Consider the following 18,613-nt stretch of genomic DNA (forward strand, 5'->3'; position numbering starts at 1 on the left):
CCGTAGGATGAGCCGCGCCGCGCGCAGCCCGACCCATCCTAACTGCTGATCAGCCTTCCAGCAGTTCGGCCGCGGTTTCCAGGACGTTTTCCAGGGTGAAGCCGAAGTGCTCGAACAGCGCCGCCGCCGGCGCCGATTCGCCGAAGGTGGTCATGCCGATGACCCGACCCTCGAGCCCCACGTACTTGTACCAGAAGTCGCTATGGGCGGCTTCGATGGCGATCCGCGCGCCGACCTGCAGCGGCAGCACGGCCTGCTTGTAGCCGGCGTCCTGCTGGTCGAACACGCTGGTCGACGGCATCGACACCACACGCACCTTGCGGCCCTGCTCGCTGAGCTTGTCGTAGGCCTGCACGGCCAGGCCGACTTCCGAGCCGGTGGCGATGAGGATCAGCTCCGGCTCGCCGGCGCAGTCCTTGAGCACGTAGCCGCCGCGGGCGATGTCGCCCAGCTGCGCCGCGTCGCGGCTCTGGTGCGGCAGGTTCTGGCGGCTGAAGATCAGCGCGCTGGGGCCATCGCTGCGCTCGATCGCGCACTTCCAGGCCACCGCCGATTCCACCGCGTCGGCCGGACGCCAGGTGTTGAGGTTCGGCGTGCAACGCAGGCTGGCCAGCTGCTCGATCGGCTGGTGGGTCGGGCCGTCCTCGCCCAGACCGATGGAGTCGTGGGTGTAGACGAACAGCACGCGCTTCTTCATCAGCGCCGACATGCGCACGGCGTTGCAGGCGTATTCCATGAACACCAGGAAGGTCGCGCCGTAGGGGATGAAGCCGCCGTGCAGGGCGATGCCGTTCATGATCGCGCTCATGCCGAACTCGCGCACGCCATAGAACATGTAGTTGCCCGAGGCGTCCGCCGCGGAGACGCCCTGGCAACCCTTCCACAGGGTCAGGTTGGAGCCGGCCAGGTCGGCCGAGCCGCCGAGGAATTCCGGCAGCAGCGGGCCGAAGGCGTTCAGCGCGTTCTGGCTGGCCTTGCGGCTGGCGATGGTCTCGCCCTTCTCGGCGACTTCCTGGATGTAGGCGGCGGCCTTCTCGGCGAAGTCGGCCGGCAGCTCGCCCTTGATGCGCCGCTGGAACTCGGTGGCCAGTTCCGGGTAGGCGGCGGCGTAGGCGGCGAAACGCTCGTTCCACTCGGCCTCGACGGCGGCGCCGGCCTGCTTGGCGTCCCACTCGGCATAGATCTCCGCGGGAATCTCGAACGGGCCGTGCTCCCAGCCCAGGGCGGCGCGGGTCAGGGCGATCTCGTCGACGCCCAGCGGCGCGCCGTGGCAGTCTTCCTTGCCCTGCTTGTTCGGCGAGCCGAAGCCGATGGTGGTCTTGCAGCAGATCAGGGTCGGCTGCGCGCTCTTGCGCGCGGTGTCGATGGCGATCTTGATCTCTTCGGCGTCATGGCCGTCGACGTTGCGGATCACCTGCCAGCCGTAGGCCTCGAAGCGGTTCGGCGTGTCGTCGGTGAACCAGCCTTCGACCTCGCCGTCGATGGAGATGCCGTTGTCGTCGTAGAAGGCGATCAGCTTGCCCAGGCCCAGGGTGCCGGCCAGCGAGCAGACTTCATGGCTGATGCCTTCCATCATGCAGCCGTCGCCGAGGAACACGTAGGTGTTGTGGTCGACGATGGCGTGGCCGTCGCGGTTGAACTGCGCAGCCAGGACCTTCTCGGCGATGGCGAAACCCACGGCGTTGGCCAGGCCCTGGCCGAGCGGCCCGGTGGTGGTCTCGACGCCCGGGGTGTAGCCGTATTCCGGGTGGCCCGGGGTGCGGCTGCCCATCTGGCGGAACTGCTTGAGGTCCTCGATGCCGAGGTCGTAGCCGGTCAGGTGCAGCAGCGAATAGATCAGCATCGAGCCATGGCCGTTGGACAGCACGAAGCGGTCGCGGTCGGCGAACTCGGGGTTGTTCGGGTTGTGCTTGAGGTAGTCACGCCACAGCACTTCGGCGATATCCGCCATGCCCATCGGGGCACCCGGGTGGCCGCTGTTGGCTTTCTGCACGGCATCCATGCTCAGGGCACGAATGGCATTGGCACGCTCACGACGGCTGGGCATCGCTGAATCTCCTGCTGGGGCTGATCACGAAAAAGGCGGCCATTTTCGCCCACCCGGGCGGTGCGGGGCAATGACAGATGGTCGCAGGTCCGGCTTTTCTCGGGCCAGGCGCGGCATCAACAAGGCAAATCGCGCCACGACAGCAATATCAAAACTTTTTGATATTGCTGTTGCTGTATGAAAATTGACCGACTAGACTTCGCGCCCTATGAATATCCGCGTGCCCCAGCTGAGCTTCGAGCCTGCCGACGAGCTGGCCGCCCTGTGCAAGGCCGGCGGCGACCCGTTGCGGCTGAATGTGCTGCGAGCCCTGGCCAACGACTCGTTCGGCGTGCTGGAGCTGGCGCAGATCTTCGCCACCGGCCAGTCGGGCATGAGCCATCACCTCAAGGTACTGGCCCAGGCCGGCCTGGTGGCCACGCGCCGCGAGGGCAACGCGATCTTCTATCGCCGCGCCCTGGCCCAGGGCGACTCGCTCGGTGGCACGCTGCACGCGGCGCTGCTGGAGGAAGTCGACAGCCTGGCGCTGCCCGCCGAGGTGCAGGCGCGGATAGCCGCAGTGCACGGCCAGCGGGCGGCGACCAGCCAGGATTTTTTCGCCCGCTGCGCGGCCAGCTTCCAGGCCCAGCAGGACCTGATCGCCGGACTGCCGCAGTACCGCGACAGCGTGCTGGCCCTGCTCGACGCCCTGGGCTTCGCCGGCGACGCCACGGCCCTGGAGGTCGGCCCCGGCGACGGCAGCTTCCTGCCCGAGCTGGCCCGGCGCTTCGCCCGGGTCACCGCGCTGGACAACAGCCCGGCGATGCTCGAGCTGGCTCGCCAGCGCTGCATGAAGGAAGGATTGGACAACGTCGCGCTGCAGTTGGCCGACGCATTGAATGACGAGTACCCGAGCGCCGACTGCGTGGTGCTGAACATGGTCCTGCACCATTTCGCCGCCCCCGCCGACGCGCTCAAGCAGCTGGCACTGCGCGTAAACCGCGGCGGCAGCCTGCTGATCACCGAGTTGTGCAGCCACAACCAGAGTTGGGCCAGGCAGGCCTGCGGCGATCTCTGGCTGGGCTTCGAACAGGACGACCTGGCCCGTTGGGCCATCGCCGCAGGGCTCACGCCCGGCGAAAGCCAGTACCTGGGCTTACGCAATGGTTTCCAGATTCAGGTGCGGCACTTCGCCAAACCGGATGAACACACCGGCCCACGGGCCACCCTCACCCACCGGTAATTAATTTAGGAAGACCGATAGATGAGCGAATACTCCCTGTTTACCTCCGAGTCCGTGTCCGAAGGCCATCCGGACAAGATCGCCGACCAGATTTCCGACGCGATCCTCGACGCCATCATTTCCCAGGACAAGCATGCCCGCGTGGCCTGCGAGACCCTGGTCAAGACCGGCGTGGCGATCATCGCCGGCGAAGTCACCACCTCGGCCTGGGTCGACCTGGAAGAGCTGGTGCGCAAGGTCATCGTCGACATCGGCTACGACAGCTCCGACGTCGGCTTCGATGGCGCCACCTGCGGCATCATCAACATCATTGGCAAGCAGTCCCCGGACATCAACCAGGGCGTCGACCGCAGCAAGCCGGAAGACCAGGGTGCCGGCGACCAGGGCCTGATGTTCGGCTACGCCAGCAACGAGACCGACGTGCTGATGCCGGCGCCGATCTGCTTCAGCCACCGCCTGGTCGAACGCCAGGCCGAGGCGCGCAAGTCCGGCCTGCTGCCGTGGCTGCGCCCGGACGCCAAGAGCCAGGTCACCTGCCGCTACGAGAACGGCAAGGTGGTCGGCATCGACGCCGTGGTGCTGTCCACCCAGCACAACCCGGACGTCAGCTACAACGACCTGCGCGAAGGCGTGATGGAGCTGATCGTCAAGCACGTGCTGCCGGCCGAACTGCTGCACAAGGACACCCAGTTCCACATCAACCCGACCGGCCAGTTCATCATCGGCGGCCCGGTGGGCGACTGCGGCCTGACCGGGCGCAAGATCATCGTCGACTCCTACGGCGGCATGGCCCGTCACGGTGGCGGCGCCTTCTCCGGCAAGGACCCGTCCAAGGTCGACCGCAGCGCCGCCTATGCCGGCCGCTACGTGGCCAAGAACATCGTCGCCGCCGGCCTCGCCGAGCGCTGCGAGATCCAGGTGTCCTACGCCATCGGCGTGGCCCAGCCGACCTCCATCTCGGTCAACACCTTCGGCACCAACAAGGTCAGCGAAGACAGCATCATCAAGCTGGTCCGCGAGGTCTTCGACCTGCGCCCATACGCCATCACCAAGATGCTCGACCTGCTGCACCCGATGTACCAGCCGACCGCGGCCTACGGCCACTTCGGCCGCGAGCCGGTGGAGATGAGCTACGGCGACGACAACTTCACCGCCTTCACCTGGGAGAAGACCGACAAGGCCGCCGAACTGCGCGCCGCCGCCGGCCTGTAAGCCCCCGCTATAAGAAAAAAGCCCCGCATCCGCGGGGCTTTTTTATTTGTTGGACAACGCCACGAGGGCTCAGTCGCCCGCTCGCTCAGAACGCGCGAAACTCCTTGTGGCAGGCCTCGCAACTGTCCTCGACCCGCTGCACGACCGGCGCCAGCTCGCTCTGGCGCAGCGGCGGGGCGGTGGTGGCCTCGACCAGGGCGGCCGTCGCCCCCTCGAGCTCGCGGGCCAGCGCCTGGAAACGCGCCTGGCGCTGCCACACCTCGTCCTTGGCGCGGGTGTCGTCCTCTTCCTTGACCTGGGGGAAGTGCTGCCAGGGCTCGCGCGCCAGCTGATCCAGCTCCGCGGCACCCTGGATAAAGCGCTGCTCGTCGAAGGCGATGCGCCCGCGCAGCATGCCGCCCAGGTCTTCGCTGGTCTTGAGCATCTGCTTGAAGATCGCCTGGCGCTTGCCCAGGGGCGAATCCGGGTCGACGCCGCCGCAGGCGGCCAGGGCCAGGCTGATGAACAGGACGGGTAAGGCGATCTTCAGTTTCATAGGCAATAGGTTCGACGGTGAAAAACGGGCCACAGTATCCCGACTCGTGACGCCCGGGCCAAGCGCGGTGTTTTGCCACAAATGTCGAGCGGGCGAATCCGTCGATCTGCCGGCAACCCTCGAGACGGCCAATCCGGCGACGGAAAGCCTTGGGCTCGGCGAGCGCCGCCGCTATAATCGGCGGGCTTCACGCGACCGGCACCGCTCCGGTCGTGCCCGCCACCCGTCCGAGGGGCGCTGCAGCAGACCCTGTCCACAGGGATTTGTCAGGCTCGGATGGGGCGTGCTCTCTCCCGCAGAGGGCGTTCAACGCATCAACGGCGCCCATTCGCAGACAACGAATGGAGAACTCTATATATGAGCGCTGTAATGACGCCTGCCGGTTTTAACGACTACAAGGTCGCCGACATTTCCCTGGCCGCCTGGGGCCGTCGCGAGCTGATCATCGCCGAGTCCGAGATGCCCGCCCTGATGGGCCTGCGCCGCAAGTACGCCGGCGAACAGCCACTCAAAGGCGCGAAGATCCTCGGCTGCATCCACATGACCATCCAGACCGGCGTGCTGATCGAGACTCTGATTGCCCTCGGCGCCGAGGTGCGCTGGTCGAGCTGCAACATCTTCTCCACCCAGGACCAGGCCGCTGCCGCCATCGCCGCCGCCGGCATCCCGGTGTTCGCCTGGAAGGGCGAGACCGAAGAAGAGTACGAGTGGTGCATCGAGCAGACCATCCTCAAGGATGGCCAGCCGTGGGACGCCAACATGATTCTCGACGACGGCGGCGACCTGACCGAGATCCTGCACAAGAAATACCCGGCGATGCTGGACAAGATCCACGGCATCACCGAGGAAACCACCACCGGCGTGCACCGCCTGCTCGACATGCTCAAGGCCGGCACCCTGAAAGTCCCGGCGATCAACGTCAACGACTCGGTGACCAAGAGCAAGAACGACAACAAGTACGGCTGCCGCCACAGCCTCAACGACGCCATCAAGCGCGGCACCGACCACCTGCTGTCGGGCAAGCAGGCCCTGGTGATCGGCTACGGCGACGTGGGCAAGGGCTCGGCGCAGTCGCTGCGCCAGGAAGGCATGATCGTCAAGGTCAGCGAAGTCGACCCGATCTGCGCCATGCAGGCCTGCATGGACGGCTTCGAGCTGGTTTCGCCCTACAAGAACGGCATCAACGACGGCACCGAGGCCAGCGTCGACGCCGCCCTGCTGGGCAAGATCGACCTGATCGTCACCACCACCGGCAACGTCAACGTCTGTGACGCCGGCATGCTCAAGGCACTGAAGAAGCGCGCCGTGGTGTGCAACATCGGCCACTTCGACAACGAGATCGACACCGCCTTCATGCGCAAGCACTGGGCCTGGGAAGAAGTGAAGCCGCAGGTGCACAAGGTCCACCGCAACGGCCTGGACCTCGACCCGCTCAACGACGACTACCTGATCCTCCTGGCCGAAGGCCGCCTGGTCAACCTGGGCAATGCCACCGGCCACCCGAGCCGGATCATGGACGGCTCCTTCGCCAACCAGGTGCTGGCGCAGATCTTCCTGTTCGAGCAGAAGTTCGCCGACCTGCCGGCGGCGCAGAAGGCCGAACGCCTGTGCGTGGAAGTGCTGCCGAAGAAGCTCGACGAGGAAGTGGCGCTGGAGATGGTCAAGGGCTTCGGCGGCGTGGTCACCCAGCTGACGCCGAAGCAGGCCGAGTACATCGGCGTGACCGTGGAAGGCCCGTTCAAGCCGGACAGCTACCGCTACTAAGCCTCCGGCCGCAGGCGCCCCGCACAGCCCCTGGGCCGTGCCGGGCGCCTCGCCCCATCAGCCTCACGCCTGGATATTCCTATGAGCCAAGAACACAGCTTCAGCTTCGAGTTCTTCCCCGCGAAGACCGAGGCCGGGCATGAAAAACTGCTGAACACCGCGCGCGAACTGGCCGCCTACAAGCCGGACTTCTTCTCCTGCACCTATGGCGCCGGCGGCTCCACCCGCGATCGCACGGTTTCCACCGTGCTGCAGCTGAATGACGAGGTGCGGGTAGCCACCGCACCCCACCTGTCCTGCGTCGGCGACAGCAAGGCCGAACTGCGCCAGCTGCTGAACCTGTACAAGGACGCCGGGATCAAGCGCATCGTCGCCCTGCGCGGCGACCTGCCCTCCGGCATGGGCATGGCCAGCGGCGAACTGCGCTACGCCAACGAGCTGGTCAGCTTCATCCGTGAGGAGACCGGCGAGCACTTCCATATCGAGATCGCCGCCTACCCGGAGATGCATCCCCAGGCGCGCAACTTCGAGGCCGACATCGCCAACTTCGTGCGCAAGGCCAAGGCCGGCGCCAGCAGCGCGATCACCCAGTACTTCTTCAACGTCGACAGCTACTTCTACTTCGTCGAGCGCGTGCGCAAGCTGGGCGTGGACATCCCGGTGGTGCCCGGCATCATGCCGATCACCAACTACAGCAAGCTGGCGCGCTTCTCCGATGCCTGCGGCGCGGAGATTCCGCGCTGGGTGCGCAAGCAGCTGGAGGCCTACGGCGACGACAGCGACAGCATCCGCGCCTACGGCGAGCAGGTGGTCAGCGAGATGTGCGAGCGCCTGCTGCAAGGCGGCGCGCCGGGCCTGCACTTCTACACCATGAACCTGGCCGGCCCGAGCCTGGCGATCTGGAACAACCTCAAGCTGTCGCGCTGAGGCCAGACGCAACCCTGAGGCCGCCTCTTCCGGCCCCAGGGTTGTGACCGCCTGCCGGTTTGCCGCAAGCGCGCCCTTTCCCGAGCCCGACGGCCCGCGTATTCTGGACCGATGACGGCACTCCAACGACAATTACTCGTCATCCTCCTCCTCGCCAGCTCTTGCCTAACCGCCCAGGCCCAGCCTCTGCGCCTGGTGAGTGAAGCCTGGCCTCCCTACATCTATGAGGAACAGGGCCAGCTGCGCGGCCTGGATTACGAAGCCGCGCACATCGTCCTGCAGCGCCTAGGCGTCGAAGTGGAGTGGCAGCTGATGCCCTGGAAGCGCTGCCTCGCGGCGTTCAGCCAGGGCCGGGTGGACGGCATCTTCGATGTCTTCCAGACCGCCGCACGCCAGGCCACCATGCTGTTCCCCAGCGAACCGTTGTCGGAAATCGAGTTCGTGCTGTTCCACAGCGCGGCGCGCCCCTACCGCTATCGTCGACTGAGCGACCTGGACGGGCTCAAGGTCGGGGTATCCGCCGGCTACTGGTACGCCAATCGGGCCTTTCGCGAATCCGAGCGCTTTACCCGGGAACCGGCGCCCACCCACGCGGCCAATTTCGGCAAACTGCAGCGCGATCGCATCGATCTGGTGATCAACGACCATCGCGCTGGGCACTTCCTGCTGAACCAGATGGGCCTGAGCAAGACGATCGGACACAGCCCCAAGGTGATCAGTCGCGACCGCCTGTACCTGGGCCTGCGCCGCGATGGCGGCTTCGAAGCGCTGGCCGAGCGCTTCGCCGAGGAACTGCGCCGCTTCAAGCGCGAGCCGGGCTATGCCGCCCTGCTCGCCCGTTACGCGCCGCCCCATGAGGTGCACAGCGTTAGCGCGCCAGAAGCGGCGAGCGCTGCCCCCAACCCCTGAAAGCCGGGCGATTGCCGGCCACCTCCGCAGCCGGCAACTTCAGGGGGCGCGCCCCTCAGGCCACCACCTTGTAGCTCGGCACATAGGCACTGCCGCCCGGCAGCTTCATCCGCTGCTGGTCGACGAACGCCTGCAGCAGACGGTCCAGCGGCCGCATGATGCTTTGGTCACCGGTGATCTGGTACGGGCCATGCTCCTCGATCAGGCGAATACCCTGGACCTTCACATTGCCGGCCACGATTCCGGAGAACGCCTGGCGCAGCTGCGCCGCCAGTTCATGCACCGGCTGCGCGCGGGTCAGCTTGAGACCGGCCATGTTCTCGTGGGTGGGCTCGAAGGGACGCTGGAAGGTCTCGTCGATCTTCAGCAGCCAGTTGAAGTGGAAGGCATCGTTGCGCTCGCGGCGGAACTGGGTAACGTCCTTGATTCCCTGGGCCATCTCCCGCGCCACCTCGGCCGGGTCATCGACGATGATCCGGTAACGCTGCTGCGCCTCCTCACCCAGGGTCGCGCCGATGAACTGGTGCAGCTGCTGCAAGTAGGCCTCGGCGCTGCGCGGCCCGGTGAGGATCAGCGGGAAGGGCAGCTCCCTGTTGTCCGGGTGCATGAGGATGCCGAGCAGATAGAGGAACTCCTCGGCGGTACCGGCCCCGCCCGGGAAGATGATGATGCCGTGGCCGACCCGTACGAAGGCCTCCAGGCGCTTCTCGATATCGGGCAGGATGACCAGCTCATTGACGATCGGGTTGGGCGCCTCGGCGGCGATGATGCCCGGCTCGGTCAGCCCCAGGTAACGCCCGGTGACGTTGCGCTGCTTGGCGTGGGCGATGGTGGCGCCCTTCATCGGCCCCTTCATTACTCCGGGGCCGCAGCCGGTGCAGACGTCCAGGCCGCGCAGGCCCAGTTCGTGGCCGACGATCTTGGTGTACTTGTACTCCTCGCGATTGATCGAGTGCCCGCCCCAGCACACCACGATCTTCGGCTCCACGCCGGCACGCAGGGTGCGGGCATTGCGCAGCAGGTGGAAGACATAGTCGGTGATGCCCTGGGAGCTGCTGAAATCGACCCGCTTGTTCTCCAGCTCGCTCTGCGTATAGACGATATCGCGCAGGGCGCTGAACAGCATCTCCCGGGTGCTGGCGATCATTTCGCCATCGACGAAGGCGTCGGCCGGGGCATTCAGCAGCTCGAGACGGATGCCACGATCCTGCTGATGGATGCGGATCTCGAAGTCCGGGTAGGCCTCGAGGATGGTCTTGGCGTTATCGCTGCCCGAACCGGTGTTGAGTATCGCCAGGGCGCACTGGCGAAACAGCGCATAGACGCTGCCGCAACCGGTCTCCCGCAGCTGCTGCACTTCGCGCTGGGACAGGGTCTCCAGGCTTCCTTTGGGGGACACCGAAGCATTGGTGGTGTTTCTCGTGGCCATTGCAGGCGCTCCATCGTGGTGAGGCCGACCAAGCCTGCAAGGCCTGATCGTTGAGTCAAGTTATAGACCAGCGGCCGCTCGGTCCGGCATTCGCCAGGGGCAAACCCGGGCATTGCTGCCGTTGCGCCGCGCCGGTCTGGGTCGAGACCGCGGCGTCAGCGACGCCCCCGATCGACATGGGGTGACGACTGCGCAGCATGATCTCCGAGACGATGCGACTTTGCACGTCGAGCTTTACTGCGCCGTCGCCGGCCGAGGGATTATTCGTCCCCGCCCCCTCTGCAACGGCCTCCTCGAAACGCCGAGGCACGCACGGACAGCCTCCTGCAGGGACCAGTGCGCCGGGCTGACAGTGGCTTGAATCGCAGGTGCAGAGGAAACCCGTACCAGCGGACAGGCGAAAAGTCCCACGGCGTCCTTGTTCTGTTATACTCGGGCCTCCCCGCCAGGCTTGCGCCCGGATGCTAGCCCCCAGTTGGCCAGCAGTACCGGACGGGATTGCGCGCCCCACGCCGCGATTCAAGCCAGGCAATACACCCCATAGGGCCTCGCCCTCACTAGACAGGATTGCACATGTCCTTTGCCTCCCTCGGTCTCTCCGAGGCTTTAGTCCGTGCGGTCGAATCCGTCGGCTACACCCAACCCACGCCGGTGCAACAGCGGGCCATTCCCGCCGTGTTGCAAGGTCGCGACCTGATGGTGGCGGCTCAGACGGGTACAGGTAAGACAGGCGGCTTTGCCCTGCCGATCCTCGAGCGACTGTTCCCCAACGGTCACCCGGATCGCGAACACCGCCACGGCCCGAAACAACCGCGCGTGCTGGTGCTGACCCCCACCCGCGAGCTGGCCGCCCAGGTGCACGACAGCTTCAAGGCCTACGCCCGCGATTTGCATTTCGTCAGCGCCTGCATCTTCGGCGGCGTTGGCATGAACCCCCAGATCCAGGCCCTGGCCAAGGGTGTCGACGTCCTGGTGGCCTGCCCCGGACGCCTGCTCGACCTGGCCAACCAGAGAGCCATCGACCTCTCCCACGTCGAGATTCTGGTGCTCGATGAAGCCGACCGCATGCTCGACATGGGCTTCATCCACGACGTCAAGAAGGTCCTCGCCAAGCTGCCGACCAAGCGTCAGAACCTGCTGTTCTCGGCGACCTTCTCCAAGGACATCACCGACCTGGCCGGCAAGCTGCTGCATAACCCGGAACGCATCGAAGTGACGCCGCCGAACACCACGGTCGAGCGCATCGAGCAGCGCGTGTTCCGCCTGCAGGCCAGCCACAAGCGCGCCCTGCTCGCCCACCTGGTCACCGCCGGTGCCTGGGAGCAGGTGCTGGTCTTCACCCGCACCAAGCACGGCGCCAACCGCCTGGCCGAGTACCTCGACAAGCATGGCCTGCCGGCCGTGGCGATTCACGGCAACAAGAGCCAGAACGCCCGCACCAAGGCCCTGGCCGACTTCAAGGCCAACAAGGTGCGCATCCTGGTCGCCACCGACATCGCCGCCCGCGGCCTGGACATCGACCAGCTGCCCCACGTGGTCAACTTCGAGCTGCCGAACGTCGAGGAAGACTACGTGCACCGCATCGGCCGCACCGGCCGTGCCGGACGCAGTGGCGAGGCGATCTCGCTGGTCGCTCCGGACGAAGAGAAGCTGCTCAAGGGCATCGAGCGGATGACCAAGCAGAAGATCGCCGACGGCGACCTGATGGGCTTCGATGCCAGCAAGGTCGAGGCCGAGCGTCCGGAAGTCCGCGAACCGCAGAAGCCGCGCCCACCACGTGGCGGCGGTGCCGGCGGCGAGCGCCACGGCAGCGGCCGCAAGGACAAGGGCAAGGACAGCGGCAAGGCCAAGTCCCAGCCGAGTCGCGGCCAGCAGCAACCGCGGGCGGCGCGCCCGGCCGCGGCGGCCATCCCCGCCTTGCCTCCCGACCGTGCGCCGGACGAGTTCCGCGATGACGAGATCGACAACTTCGGCAACCGGGTCGACTACGTCAGCCCGCACCAGAACAAGCCGCAGAACCGCGGCCGCCGCCCCGCAGCAGCGGCTGCCGCCGGCACTCCAGCCCAGGCTCCTCGCGGACAGGGCAAGGGACCTCGCAACAGCGGCACTGGCACCGGCCAGGGCAAGCGTCAGGGTGGCCAGGGCCGCACGGGCGGTGGTCGCGCGCGTCCGCCGCGCGACGCCAGCACCTCGCTCAACCGCGACGAGCTGCCCCTCCAGGAACCCGCCGTGAAGAGCACCCGCGACAAGCAGCCGGTGATCATGCACAAGGGTTCGCGCAGCGACCGCTTCCCCACCCCGGAGCAGCTCGACCAACTGCCGAGCAGCCGCCCTCGGGGCGAGAAGCCGGCCCTGCTGACGCGCAACCGCGACAGCTGAGCCGTCACGCCGACAGGCGCGCCCCGCAACGGGCCTGCCTGATCAGCGGAAACGAAAACGCCGGCCCAAGGGCCGGCGTTTTCGTTGGGGCGTTCTCGCTTACTGGCGCACGCCTTCCACCGAGAGGATCAGCTCGACTTCCTGGGAAGCCGGGCCGAGGTCCATCTGGATATCGAAGTCCTTGAGCTTCAGCTTGGTCGAACCGGAGAAGCCGGCGCGGTAGCCGCCCCACGGATCCTCGCCCTGGCCGACGAAGGTGGCGGCGATGACCACCGGCTTGGTCACGCCGTTGAGGGTCAGGTTGCCGGTGATATCGGCGGTGCCCTCACCGGTGCTTTTCACCGCCGTGGACTCGAAGGTCGCGTTCGGGTGCTTGCCGACATTGAGGAAGTCGCCGCTGCGAAGGTGCTTGTCACGCTCGGCGTGATTGGTATCGACGCTGGCAGTGTCCAGCGTGACCTTGACCTTGCTGGCTTCCGGATTCTTCTCGTCGTAGCTGAAGCTGCCTTCGAACTCCTTGAAGGTACCGTACAACCAGCTGTAACCCAGGTGGTTGATCTTGAAGTTGACGAAGGCGTGCTGGCCTTTGGTGTCGATCACGTAATCGGCGGCCAGGGCCTGGCCGGCGCCGAACAGGGCCGAGCCGAGCGCCAACGCGGCGAGGGTCTTTTTCAACATGACGAATCTCCTTGTGAGGGTGTGCGGGTCGATAGGTGGAAGCTGGCGGAAGGCCAAGCGCATCAGCGCCCGAGCATGCGCCGCAGCGTGGCGTCGTGATCGATGAAGTGGTGTTTGAGCGCCGCCAGGGCGTGGATGCCGGCGAAGACCACCAGGGCCCAGGCCAGGTACTCATGCACCAGCCCGGCGACATCCTCCTGGCCGGGAATGCCGGTGACGGTCGCCGGCACCTCGAACAGGCCGAATACGGGAATGCCACGCCCCTCGGCGGTCGAGATCAGGTAGCCGGAGACCATCAGCACGAACAGCCCCAGGTAGAGAAAGCCATGCCCTAGCTTGCTGCCCAGACGGGTCAGTCGACCATGATTCGACAGGCTCGCCGGCGGCGGACTGAGCCGTCGCCAGAGCATGCGCCCGAGCATCACCGCAAACAGCAGCAGGCCGAAGCTCTTGTGCAGCTCCGGCGCAGTCTTGTACCAGCTGCTGTAGTAGTCCAGGCCGACCATCCAGTAACCCAGGCCGAACAGGCCGTAGACCGCCACGGCCACCAGCCAGTGCAGCACTATGCTGACCAGACCGTAACGCTCTGAAGTGTTGCGCCACTGCATGTCGAATCGGCTCCACAACGCGGGCTCGCCTCGAGCCCTTGGAAAATACCCAGCAAGACTATCAACAAAGCATTCGATAAAAAGCGGAAAAATTCGCTCTGAAATATCGAGAAATACGATGCTTGATTGGCTTCTTGCGTGCCAGCAGCCTTAGGTCGACGAACGCCGCGCCGGTTCTGCGCGGCCCTCCCAACGGCAGCATTTGGCGGATGAACGGCAGTCCCTCGCCGGGCGGCCAACCTAGCGGATGCCCGCCCCATAGCCGCGGACACATCTGATAGGCTTGCCGCAGATGATTGGGAGAGCGTTTCGATGAGCCTGAATGACCACTGGATGCAACGCGACCTGGCCGTGCTCTGGCACCCCTGCACCCAGATGAAAGACCACGAGCAGCTGCCACTGGTGCCGATCAAACGGGGCGAAGGCGTGTGGCTGGAAGACTTCGACGGCAAGCGCTACCTCGACGCGGTCAGTTCCTGGTGGGTCAACGTGTTCGGCCATGCCAACCCGCGGATCAACCAGCGCATCAAGGACCAGGTCGATCAGCTGGAGCACGTGATCCTCGCCGGTTTCAGCCATGCGCCGGTGGTCGAGCTGTCCGAGCGCCTGGTCAGGATGACCCCGGCCGGCCTGGATCGGGTGTTCTATGCCGACAACGGCTCGTCCTGCATCGAAGTGGCGTTGAAGATGAGCTTCCACTACTGGCTCAACGTCGGCCAGCCTGCGAAGAAGCGCTTTATCACCCTGAGCAACAGCTACCACGGCGAGACCGTGGCGGCGATGTCGGTCGGCGACGTCTCGCTGTTCACCGACACCTACAAGGCGCTGCTGCTCGACACCCTCAAGGTGCCCAGCCCCGACTGCTTCTACCGCCCGGAGGGGATGGGCTGGGAGGAACATTCGCGGGCCATGTTCGCCCACATGGAACAGTGCCTGGCCGAGCACCACCGGGAGGTCGCCGCAGTGATAGTCGAGCCGCTGATCCAGGGCGCCGGCGGCATGCGCATGTACCACCCGATCTACCTCAAGCTGCTGCGCGAAGCCTGCGATCGCTATGGCGTGCACCTGATCCATGACGAGATCGCCGTCGGCTTCGGCCGCACCGGGACGATGTTCGCCTGCGAACAGGCCGGCATCCGCCCGGACTTCCTCTGCCTGTCCAAGGCCCTGACCGGCGGCTACCTGCCGCTCGCCGCCTGCCTGACCACCGACACCATCTACCAGGCGTTCTACGACGACTACTCGACCCTGCGCGCCTTCCTCCACTCGCACAGCTACACCGGCAACCCCCTGGCCTGCGCCGCGGCCCTGGCGACCCTGGACATCTTCGAGCAGGACGATGTGATCGAGGCGAATAAACAACTGTCTGCGCGGATGGCCAGCGCCACCGCCCACCTGGCCGATCACCCCCACGTCGCCGAGGTGCGCCAGACGGGCATGGCCCTGGCCGTCGAGATGGTTCAGGACAAGGCCAGCAAGACTGCCTATCCCTGGCAGGAGCGCCGCGGCCTCAAGGTCTATCAGCACGCCCTGCAACGCGGCGCATTGCTGCGCCCCCTGGGCAGTGTGGTGTACTTCCTGCCGCCCTACGTGATCACCCCGGAGCAGATCGACTTCCTCGCCGAGGTGGCCAGCGAAGGCATCGACATCGCCACCCGCGAGTCGCTCAGCGTGGCGGTGCCGAGCGGCGCCCGCGTCGACTTCCGCGACCCGGGCTGAGGTTCGGCGGCCGGTGACCCGCGCCCTACAAGCGGGTCACCGATCAGGGTAAGCTTTGCGCTTTCCGTCCACGGCTTGCCCTTCAGTCCCATGCGCCTTTCCCGTTTCTTCATCGACGCCCCCCTGTCCCTCGGCCAACACCAGTTGCCGGAAGCCCAGGCCCACTACATCGGCCGCGTGCTGCGCCATGCCGCCGGCGATGCCGTGCAGCTGTTCGACGGCAGCGGCCAGGAATATCTCGGCGAGCTGATCGAGGTCGGCAAGAAGAGCGTACGGGTCGAACTGCGCGAGGCCTTTGCCGGCCTGGCCGAATCGCCCCTGAGCATTCACCTCGGCCAGGGCCTGTCGCGCGGCGAGCGCATGGACTGGGCGATCCAGAAGGCCACCGAGCTGGGTGCCAGTGAGATCAGCCCGATCGTCAGCGAGCGCTGCGAAGTCCGGCTGAAGGATGAGCGCGCCGACAAGCGCATGGCCCACTGGCGCCAGGTGGCGATCAGCGCCTGCGAGCAGTGCGGCCGCTCGGTGCTGCCACTCATCCACCCGCCGATCGCACTCGGCGACTGGCTGCAGCGGGTCGAGGCGCAGCTCAAGCTGGTGCTGCACCCGGTGGCAGAGCCCCTGGTGAGCCATGCCCGACCGCAGTCGCTGGCGTTTCTCATCGGCCCTGAGGGCGGCCTGGCGGAGGCCGAGGTCGAGCAGGCCAAGGCCGCCGGTTTCCTCGCCGCCCGCCTCGGCCCGCGGGTGCTGCGTACCGAGACCGCGCCGGTGGTGGCGCTGTCCGTCGCTCAGCAATTGTGGGGCGACTTTTAGGGCTGGAACTCTCGTCTCAATCTGGCTATCTTGTGCGCCGCCCGCGACCTGCCCCTATCCAGGCACGACGTGGCACCTGGTACGGCGAGTACTTCGCCAAGCCAAACGAGTCTCCCCTACAACTACAAAAGCCATAACAGGACTGCGACTCCATAAGAGCGCCGCAGCTTGAGATGGCACGGAGCGTTCTGCGATGAATGATCTAGTCAATAGCCTCAATGGTCTCGTCTGGAGCCCGGCACTGATCTACCTGTGCCTCGGTGTCGGCCTGTATTTCACCCTGCGAGGCCGCTTCCTCCAGGTGCGCCACTTCAAGGAAATGATTCGCCTGGTCTTCGCCAAGCGCACCAGCAGCCACGGTATCTCCTCCTTCCAGGCCCTGACCATGACCCTCGCCGGTCGCGTCGGTACCGGTAACATCGCCGGTGTGGCCACTGCCATCACCTTCGGCGGCCCGGGCGCCGTGTTCTGGATGTGGATGGTTGCCTTCCTCGGCGCCAGCTCGGCCTTTATCGAGTCGACCCTGGGTCAGGTCTACAAGGAAGACATCGACGGCCAGCACCGCGGCGGTCCGGCCTTCTACATCGAGAAGGGCCTGGGCATGAAGTGGTACGCCTGGGTCTTCGCCCTGGTCACCGTACTGGCTTGCGGCCTGCTGCTGCCGGGCGTTCAGGCCAACTCGATCGGCAACGGTCTGAACAACGCCATGGGCATCGACCCGAGCACCACCGCAGCCGTGCTGGCGGTCATGCTGGGCCTGATCATCTTCGGCGGCATCAAGCGCATCGCCACCTTCGCCGAGGTCGTGGTGCCGTTCATGGCCCTGAGCTACATCATCGTCGCCTGCGTGATCATCGGCCTGAACATCGAGCAGCTGCCCGGCGTGGTCGCCCTGATCATCGAAAGCGCCTTCGGCATGCAGGCCGGCTTCGGCGCGATCCTCGGCCTGGCCATCATGTGGGGCGTGAAGCGCGGCGTGTACTCCAACGAAGCTGGCCAGGGCACCGGCCCGCACGCATCCAGCGCCGCGGCGGTCAGCCATCCGGCCAAGCAGGGCCTGGTGCAGGCCTTCTCCGTGTACGTCGACACCCTGTTCGTCTGCTCGGCCACGGCCTTCATGCTGCTGATCACCGGCCAGTACAACGTACAAGGTCCTGACGGCGAAGCGCTGCACATCGGCATCGCCGGCGTCGCGGCCGGCCCTGGCTACGTGCAGACCGCCATGGAGAACATCCTGCCGGGCTTCGGCTCCTACTTCGTGGCCATCGCCCTGTTCTTCTTCGCCTTCACCACCATCATCGCCTACTACTACATCGCCGAAACCAACATCGCCTTCATCAACCGCAAGATCCACCGCCCGTGGCTGACGCTGGCGCTGAAGTTCGGCATCATCGCGGCCACCGTCTACGGCACCGTGAAGACCGCCGACCTGGCCTGGGGCCTGGGCGATCTGGGCGTGGGCATGATGGCCTGGCTGAACATCGGCGCCATCCTGCTGATGCACAAGGTTGCCTACACCTGCCTGAAGGACTACGAGGCCCAGAAGAAGCAGGGCCTGGACCCGGTCTTCGACCCCGAGAAGCTCGGCATCAAGAACGCCGACTACTGGACCGGCAAGAAAGGCAGCGACAGCGCCGAAGCGCCAGCCGCTGAAGCGCAGCCGGAAAGCGCCCGCTAAGCGCGACTGAAAAGCCCCGCGCGCCACGCTCCGTCAATCCGGAGCCTGGCACGCGGGGCTTTTTTGTGGGCGAATGATGGGCGCCGCGGGCGCTCGCATGCCGCGCGCCGGGGCATGGCTGGCCGGTGTTTCCGGGCGAAAGGCTGAAGGGGCAGGCGGGCGCGCCCACCGAGGCGGCGAGCGGCCCTCAGGAGGGGGACGCTAGATCAGGCCGGCGTCGGCCAGTTTCTGCTCCAGAGCGATCAGATCGGGAATCTTCAGGGTGTCTTCGCCCCAGGCCACCGCATCGAGTTCCAGTGGCGCCAGGGCCTCGTCCGCGCGCGCCAGTTCGCCATCGACTTTGATCGAACGGGGAATCCCCTGCACCAGCAGGGCCAGGAACTTGACCTTGGGGCGTCCGCCGAGGGCGTTGATCACCGCCACCCGGCAAGAGGAGCCGACCTGCACCTGGCCGTCCGAGGCCGCCTCGAAGGACAGCAACGGCAGGCGCAGGTCACGCCAGGCGATCTGCCCGAGGAACCAGGCCGGCATGCCGGCGCTGACTTGCGGCGCGCGATAGGGGATCAGCTCGGCGAGCGCCACGTTGGGCAGCAACAGGGTGCGGTCGGCCAGCGGCACCTGCAACGCGGTCAGGCTGCTGGCACTATTCTGGGTGGCTACGGCTTGGCTCATGTATAGGTCCTGTACGGGCACTTG

15 protein-coding genes and 1 riboswitch are annotated in these 18,613 nt (G+C 66.1%); of the genes, 9 read left to right on the top strand and 6 right to left on the bottom strand.

The annotated features are described in order from the left end of the window. Positions 1 to 49 precede the first annotated feature (49 nt). Positions 50 to 2,047 (bottom strand): transketolase, encoded by a 1,998-nt coding sequence (tkt, locus tag LPB260_RS18640; protein ID WP_208707289.1) that lies wholly within the window; start codon positions 2,045 to 2,047, stop codon positions 50 to 52. A gap of 208 nt (positions 2,048 to 2,255) precedes the next feature. On the opposite strand from tkt, the gene LPB260_RS18645 reads away from it, so the two are divergent. Then, positions 2,256 to 3,269: a metalloregulator ArsR/SmtB family transcription factor gene (locus tag LPB260_RS18645; protein ID WP_208707290.1), complete on the top strand. Its 1,014-nt coding sequence runs from the start codon at positions 2,256 to 2,258 to the stop codon at positions 3,267 to 3,269. Between the two features lie 21 nt (positions 3,270 to 3,290). After that, positions 3,291 to 4,481, top strand: coding sequence for a methionine adenosyltransferase (gene metK, locus LPB260_RS18650; protein ID WP_208707291.1), 1,191 nt, complete (start codon positions 3,291 to 3,293; stop codon positions 4,479 to 4,481). Positions 4,482 to 4,566: 85 nt separating this feature from the next. Here metK and LPB260_RS18655 read toward each other — a convergent pair whose 3' ends face one another. Beyond that, a complete protein-coding gene (locus LPB260_RS18655) occupies positions 4,567 to 5,016 on the bottom strand; it encodes a cytochrome c (RefSeq protein WP_208707292.1) in 450 nt (149 codons plus the stop codon). Between the two features lie 223 nt (positions 5,017 to 5,239). Next, positions 5,240 to 5,349, top strand: a riboswitch (S-adenosyl-L-homocysteine riboswitch). A gap of 24 nt (positions 5,350 to 5,373) precedes the next feature. On the opposite strand from LPB260_RS18655, the gene ahcY reads away from it, so the two are divergent. From ahcY to LPB260_RS18670, 3 genes are all read left to right on the top strand, one after another. Further along, a complete protein-coding gene (gene ahcY, locus LPB260_RS18660) occupies positions 5,374 to 6,780 on the top strand; it encodes an adenosylhomocysteinase (RefSeq protein ID WP_208707293.1) in 1,407 nt (468 codons plus the stop codon). Between the two features lie 81 nt (positions 6,781 to 6,861). After that, positions 6,862 to 7,707, top strand: a complete 846-nt coding sequence (metF, locus tag LPB260_RS18665) for a methylenetetrahydrofolate reductase [NAD(P)H] (protein ID WP_208707294.1) — start codon at positions 6,862 to 6,864, stop codon at positions 7,705 to 7,707. Between the two features lie 111 nt (positions 7,708 to 7,818). After that, positions 7,819 to 8,616, top strand: a complete 798-nt coding sequence (locus LPB260_RS18670) for an ABC transporter substrate-binding protein (protein ID WP_208707295.1) — start codon at positions 7,819 to 7,821, stop codon at positions 8,614 to 8,616. A gap of 55 nt (positions 8,617 to 8,671) precedes the next feature. Here the strand turns inward: LPB260_RS18670 and ppnN are convergent, their stop codons facing one another. After that, positions 8,672 to 10,045 (bottom strand): nucleotide 5'-monophosphate nucleosidase PpnN, encoded by a 1,374-nt coding sequence (gene ppnN / locus LPB260_RS18675; protein ID WP_208707296.1) that lies wholly within the window; start codon positions 10,043 to 10,045, stop codon positions 8,672 to 8,674. 573 nt (positions 10,046 to 10,618) lie between these two features. Here ppnN and LPB260_RS18680 point away from each other — a divergent pair. Continuing rightward, complete coding sequence (locus LPB260_RS18680; protein WP_208707297.1) at positions 10,619 to 12,424, top strand: DEAD/DEAH box helicase; 1,806 nt, start codon at positions 10,619 to 10,621, stop codon at positions 12,422 to 12,424. A gap of 99 nt (positions 12,425 to 12,523) precedes the next feature. On the opposite strand, the gene LPB260_RS18685 is transcribed toward LPB260_RS18680, so the two are convergent. Together LPB260_RS18685 and LPB260_RS18690 are read right to left on the bottom strand one after the other, a co-directional pair. Next, a complete protein-coding gene (locus LPB260_RS18685; RefSeq protein WP_208707298.1) occupies positions 12,524 to 13,102 on the bottom strand; it encodes a YceI family protein in 579 nt (192 codons plus the stop codon). Positions 13,103 to 13,164: 62 nt separating this feature from the next. Further along, positions 13,165 to 13,710: a cytochrome b gene (locus LPB260_RS18690; protein ID WP_208707299.1), complete on the bottom strand. Its 546-nt coding sequence runs from the start codon at positions 13,708 to 13,710 to the stop codon at positions 13,165 to 13,167. A 312-nt stretch (positions 13,711 to 14,022) separates the two neighbouring features. Here LPB260_RS18690 and LPB260_RS18695 point away from each other — a divergent pair, with 312 nt between their 5' ends. The 3 genes from LPB260_RS18695 (at position 14,023) to LPB260_RS18705 (ending at position 17,917) form a co-directional block, all read left to right on the top strand. Then, positions 14,023 to 15,429, top strand: coding sequence for an adenosylmethionine--8-amino-7-oxononanoate transaminase (locus tag LPB260_RS18695; RefSeq protein ID WP_208707300.1), 1,407 nt, complete (start codon positions 14,023 to 14,025; stop codon positions 15,427 to 15,429). A 90-nt stretch (positions 15,430 to 15,519) separates the two neighbouring features. Beyond that, the gene (locus LPB260_RS18700; RefSeq protein WP_208707301.1) at positions 15,520 to 16,239 is read left to right on the top strand and encodes a 16S rRNA (uracil(1498)-N(3))-methyltransferase; all 720 of its coding nucleotides are present in this window, start codon (positions 15,520 to 15,522) and stop codon (positions 16,237 to 16,239) included. 193 nt (positions 16,240 to 16,432) lie between these two features. Next, positions 16,433 to 17,917 carry a sodium:alanine symporter family protein gene (locus LPB260_RS18705; RefSeq protein ID WP_208707302.1) on the top strand — a complete coding sequence of 495 codons (1,485 nt, stop codon included), beginning with the start codon at positions 16,433 to 16,435 and terminating at the stop codon, positions 17,915 to 17,917. 201 nt (positions 17,918 to 18,118) lie between these two features. Here the strand turns inward: LPB260_RS18705 and LPB260_RS18710 are convergent, their stop codons facing one another. After that, positions 18,119 to 18,589, bottom strand: coding sequence for a chemotaxis protein CheW (locus LPB260_RS18710; RefSeq protein ID WP_208707303.1), 471 nt, complete (start codon positions 18,587 to 18,589; stop codon positions 18,119 to 18,121). Between the last annotated feature and the right edge of the window lie 24 nt (positions 18,590 to 18,613).

This window comes from Pseudomonas sp. LPB0260 (assembly GCF_013388395.1).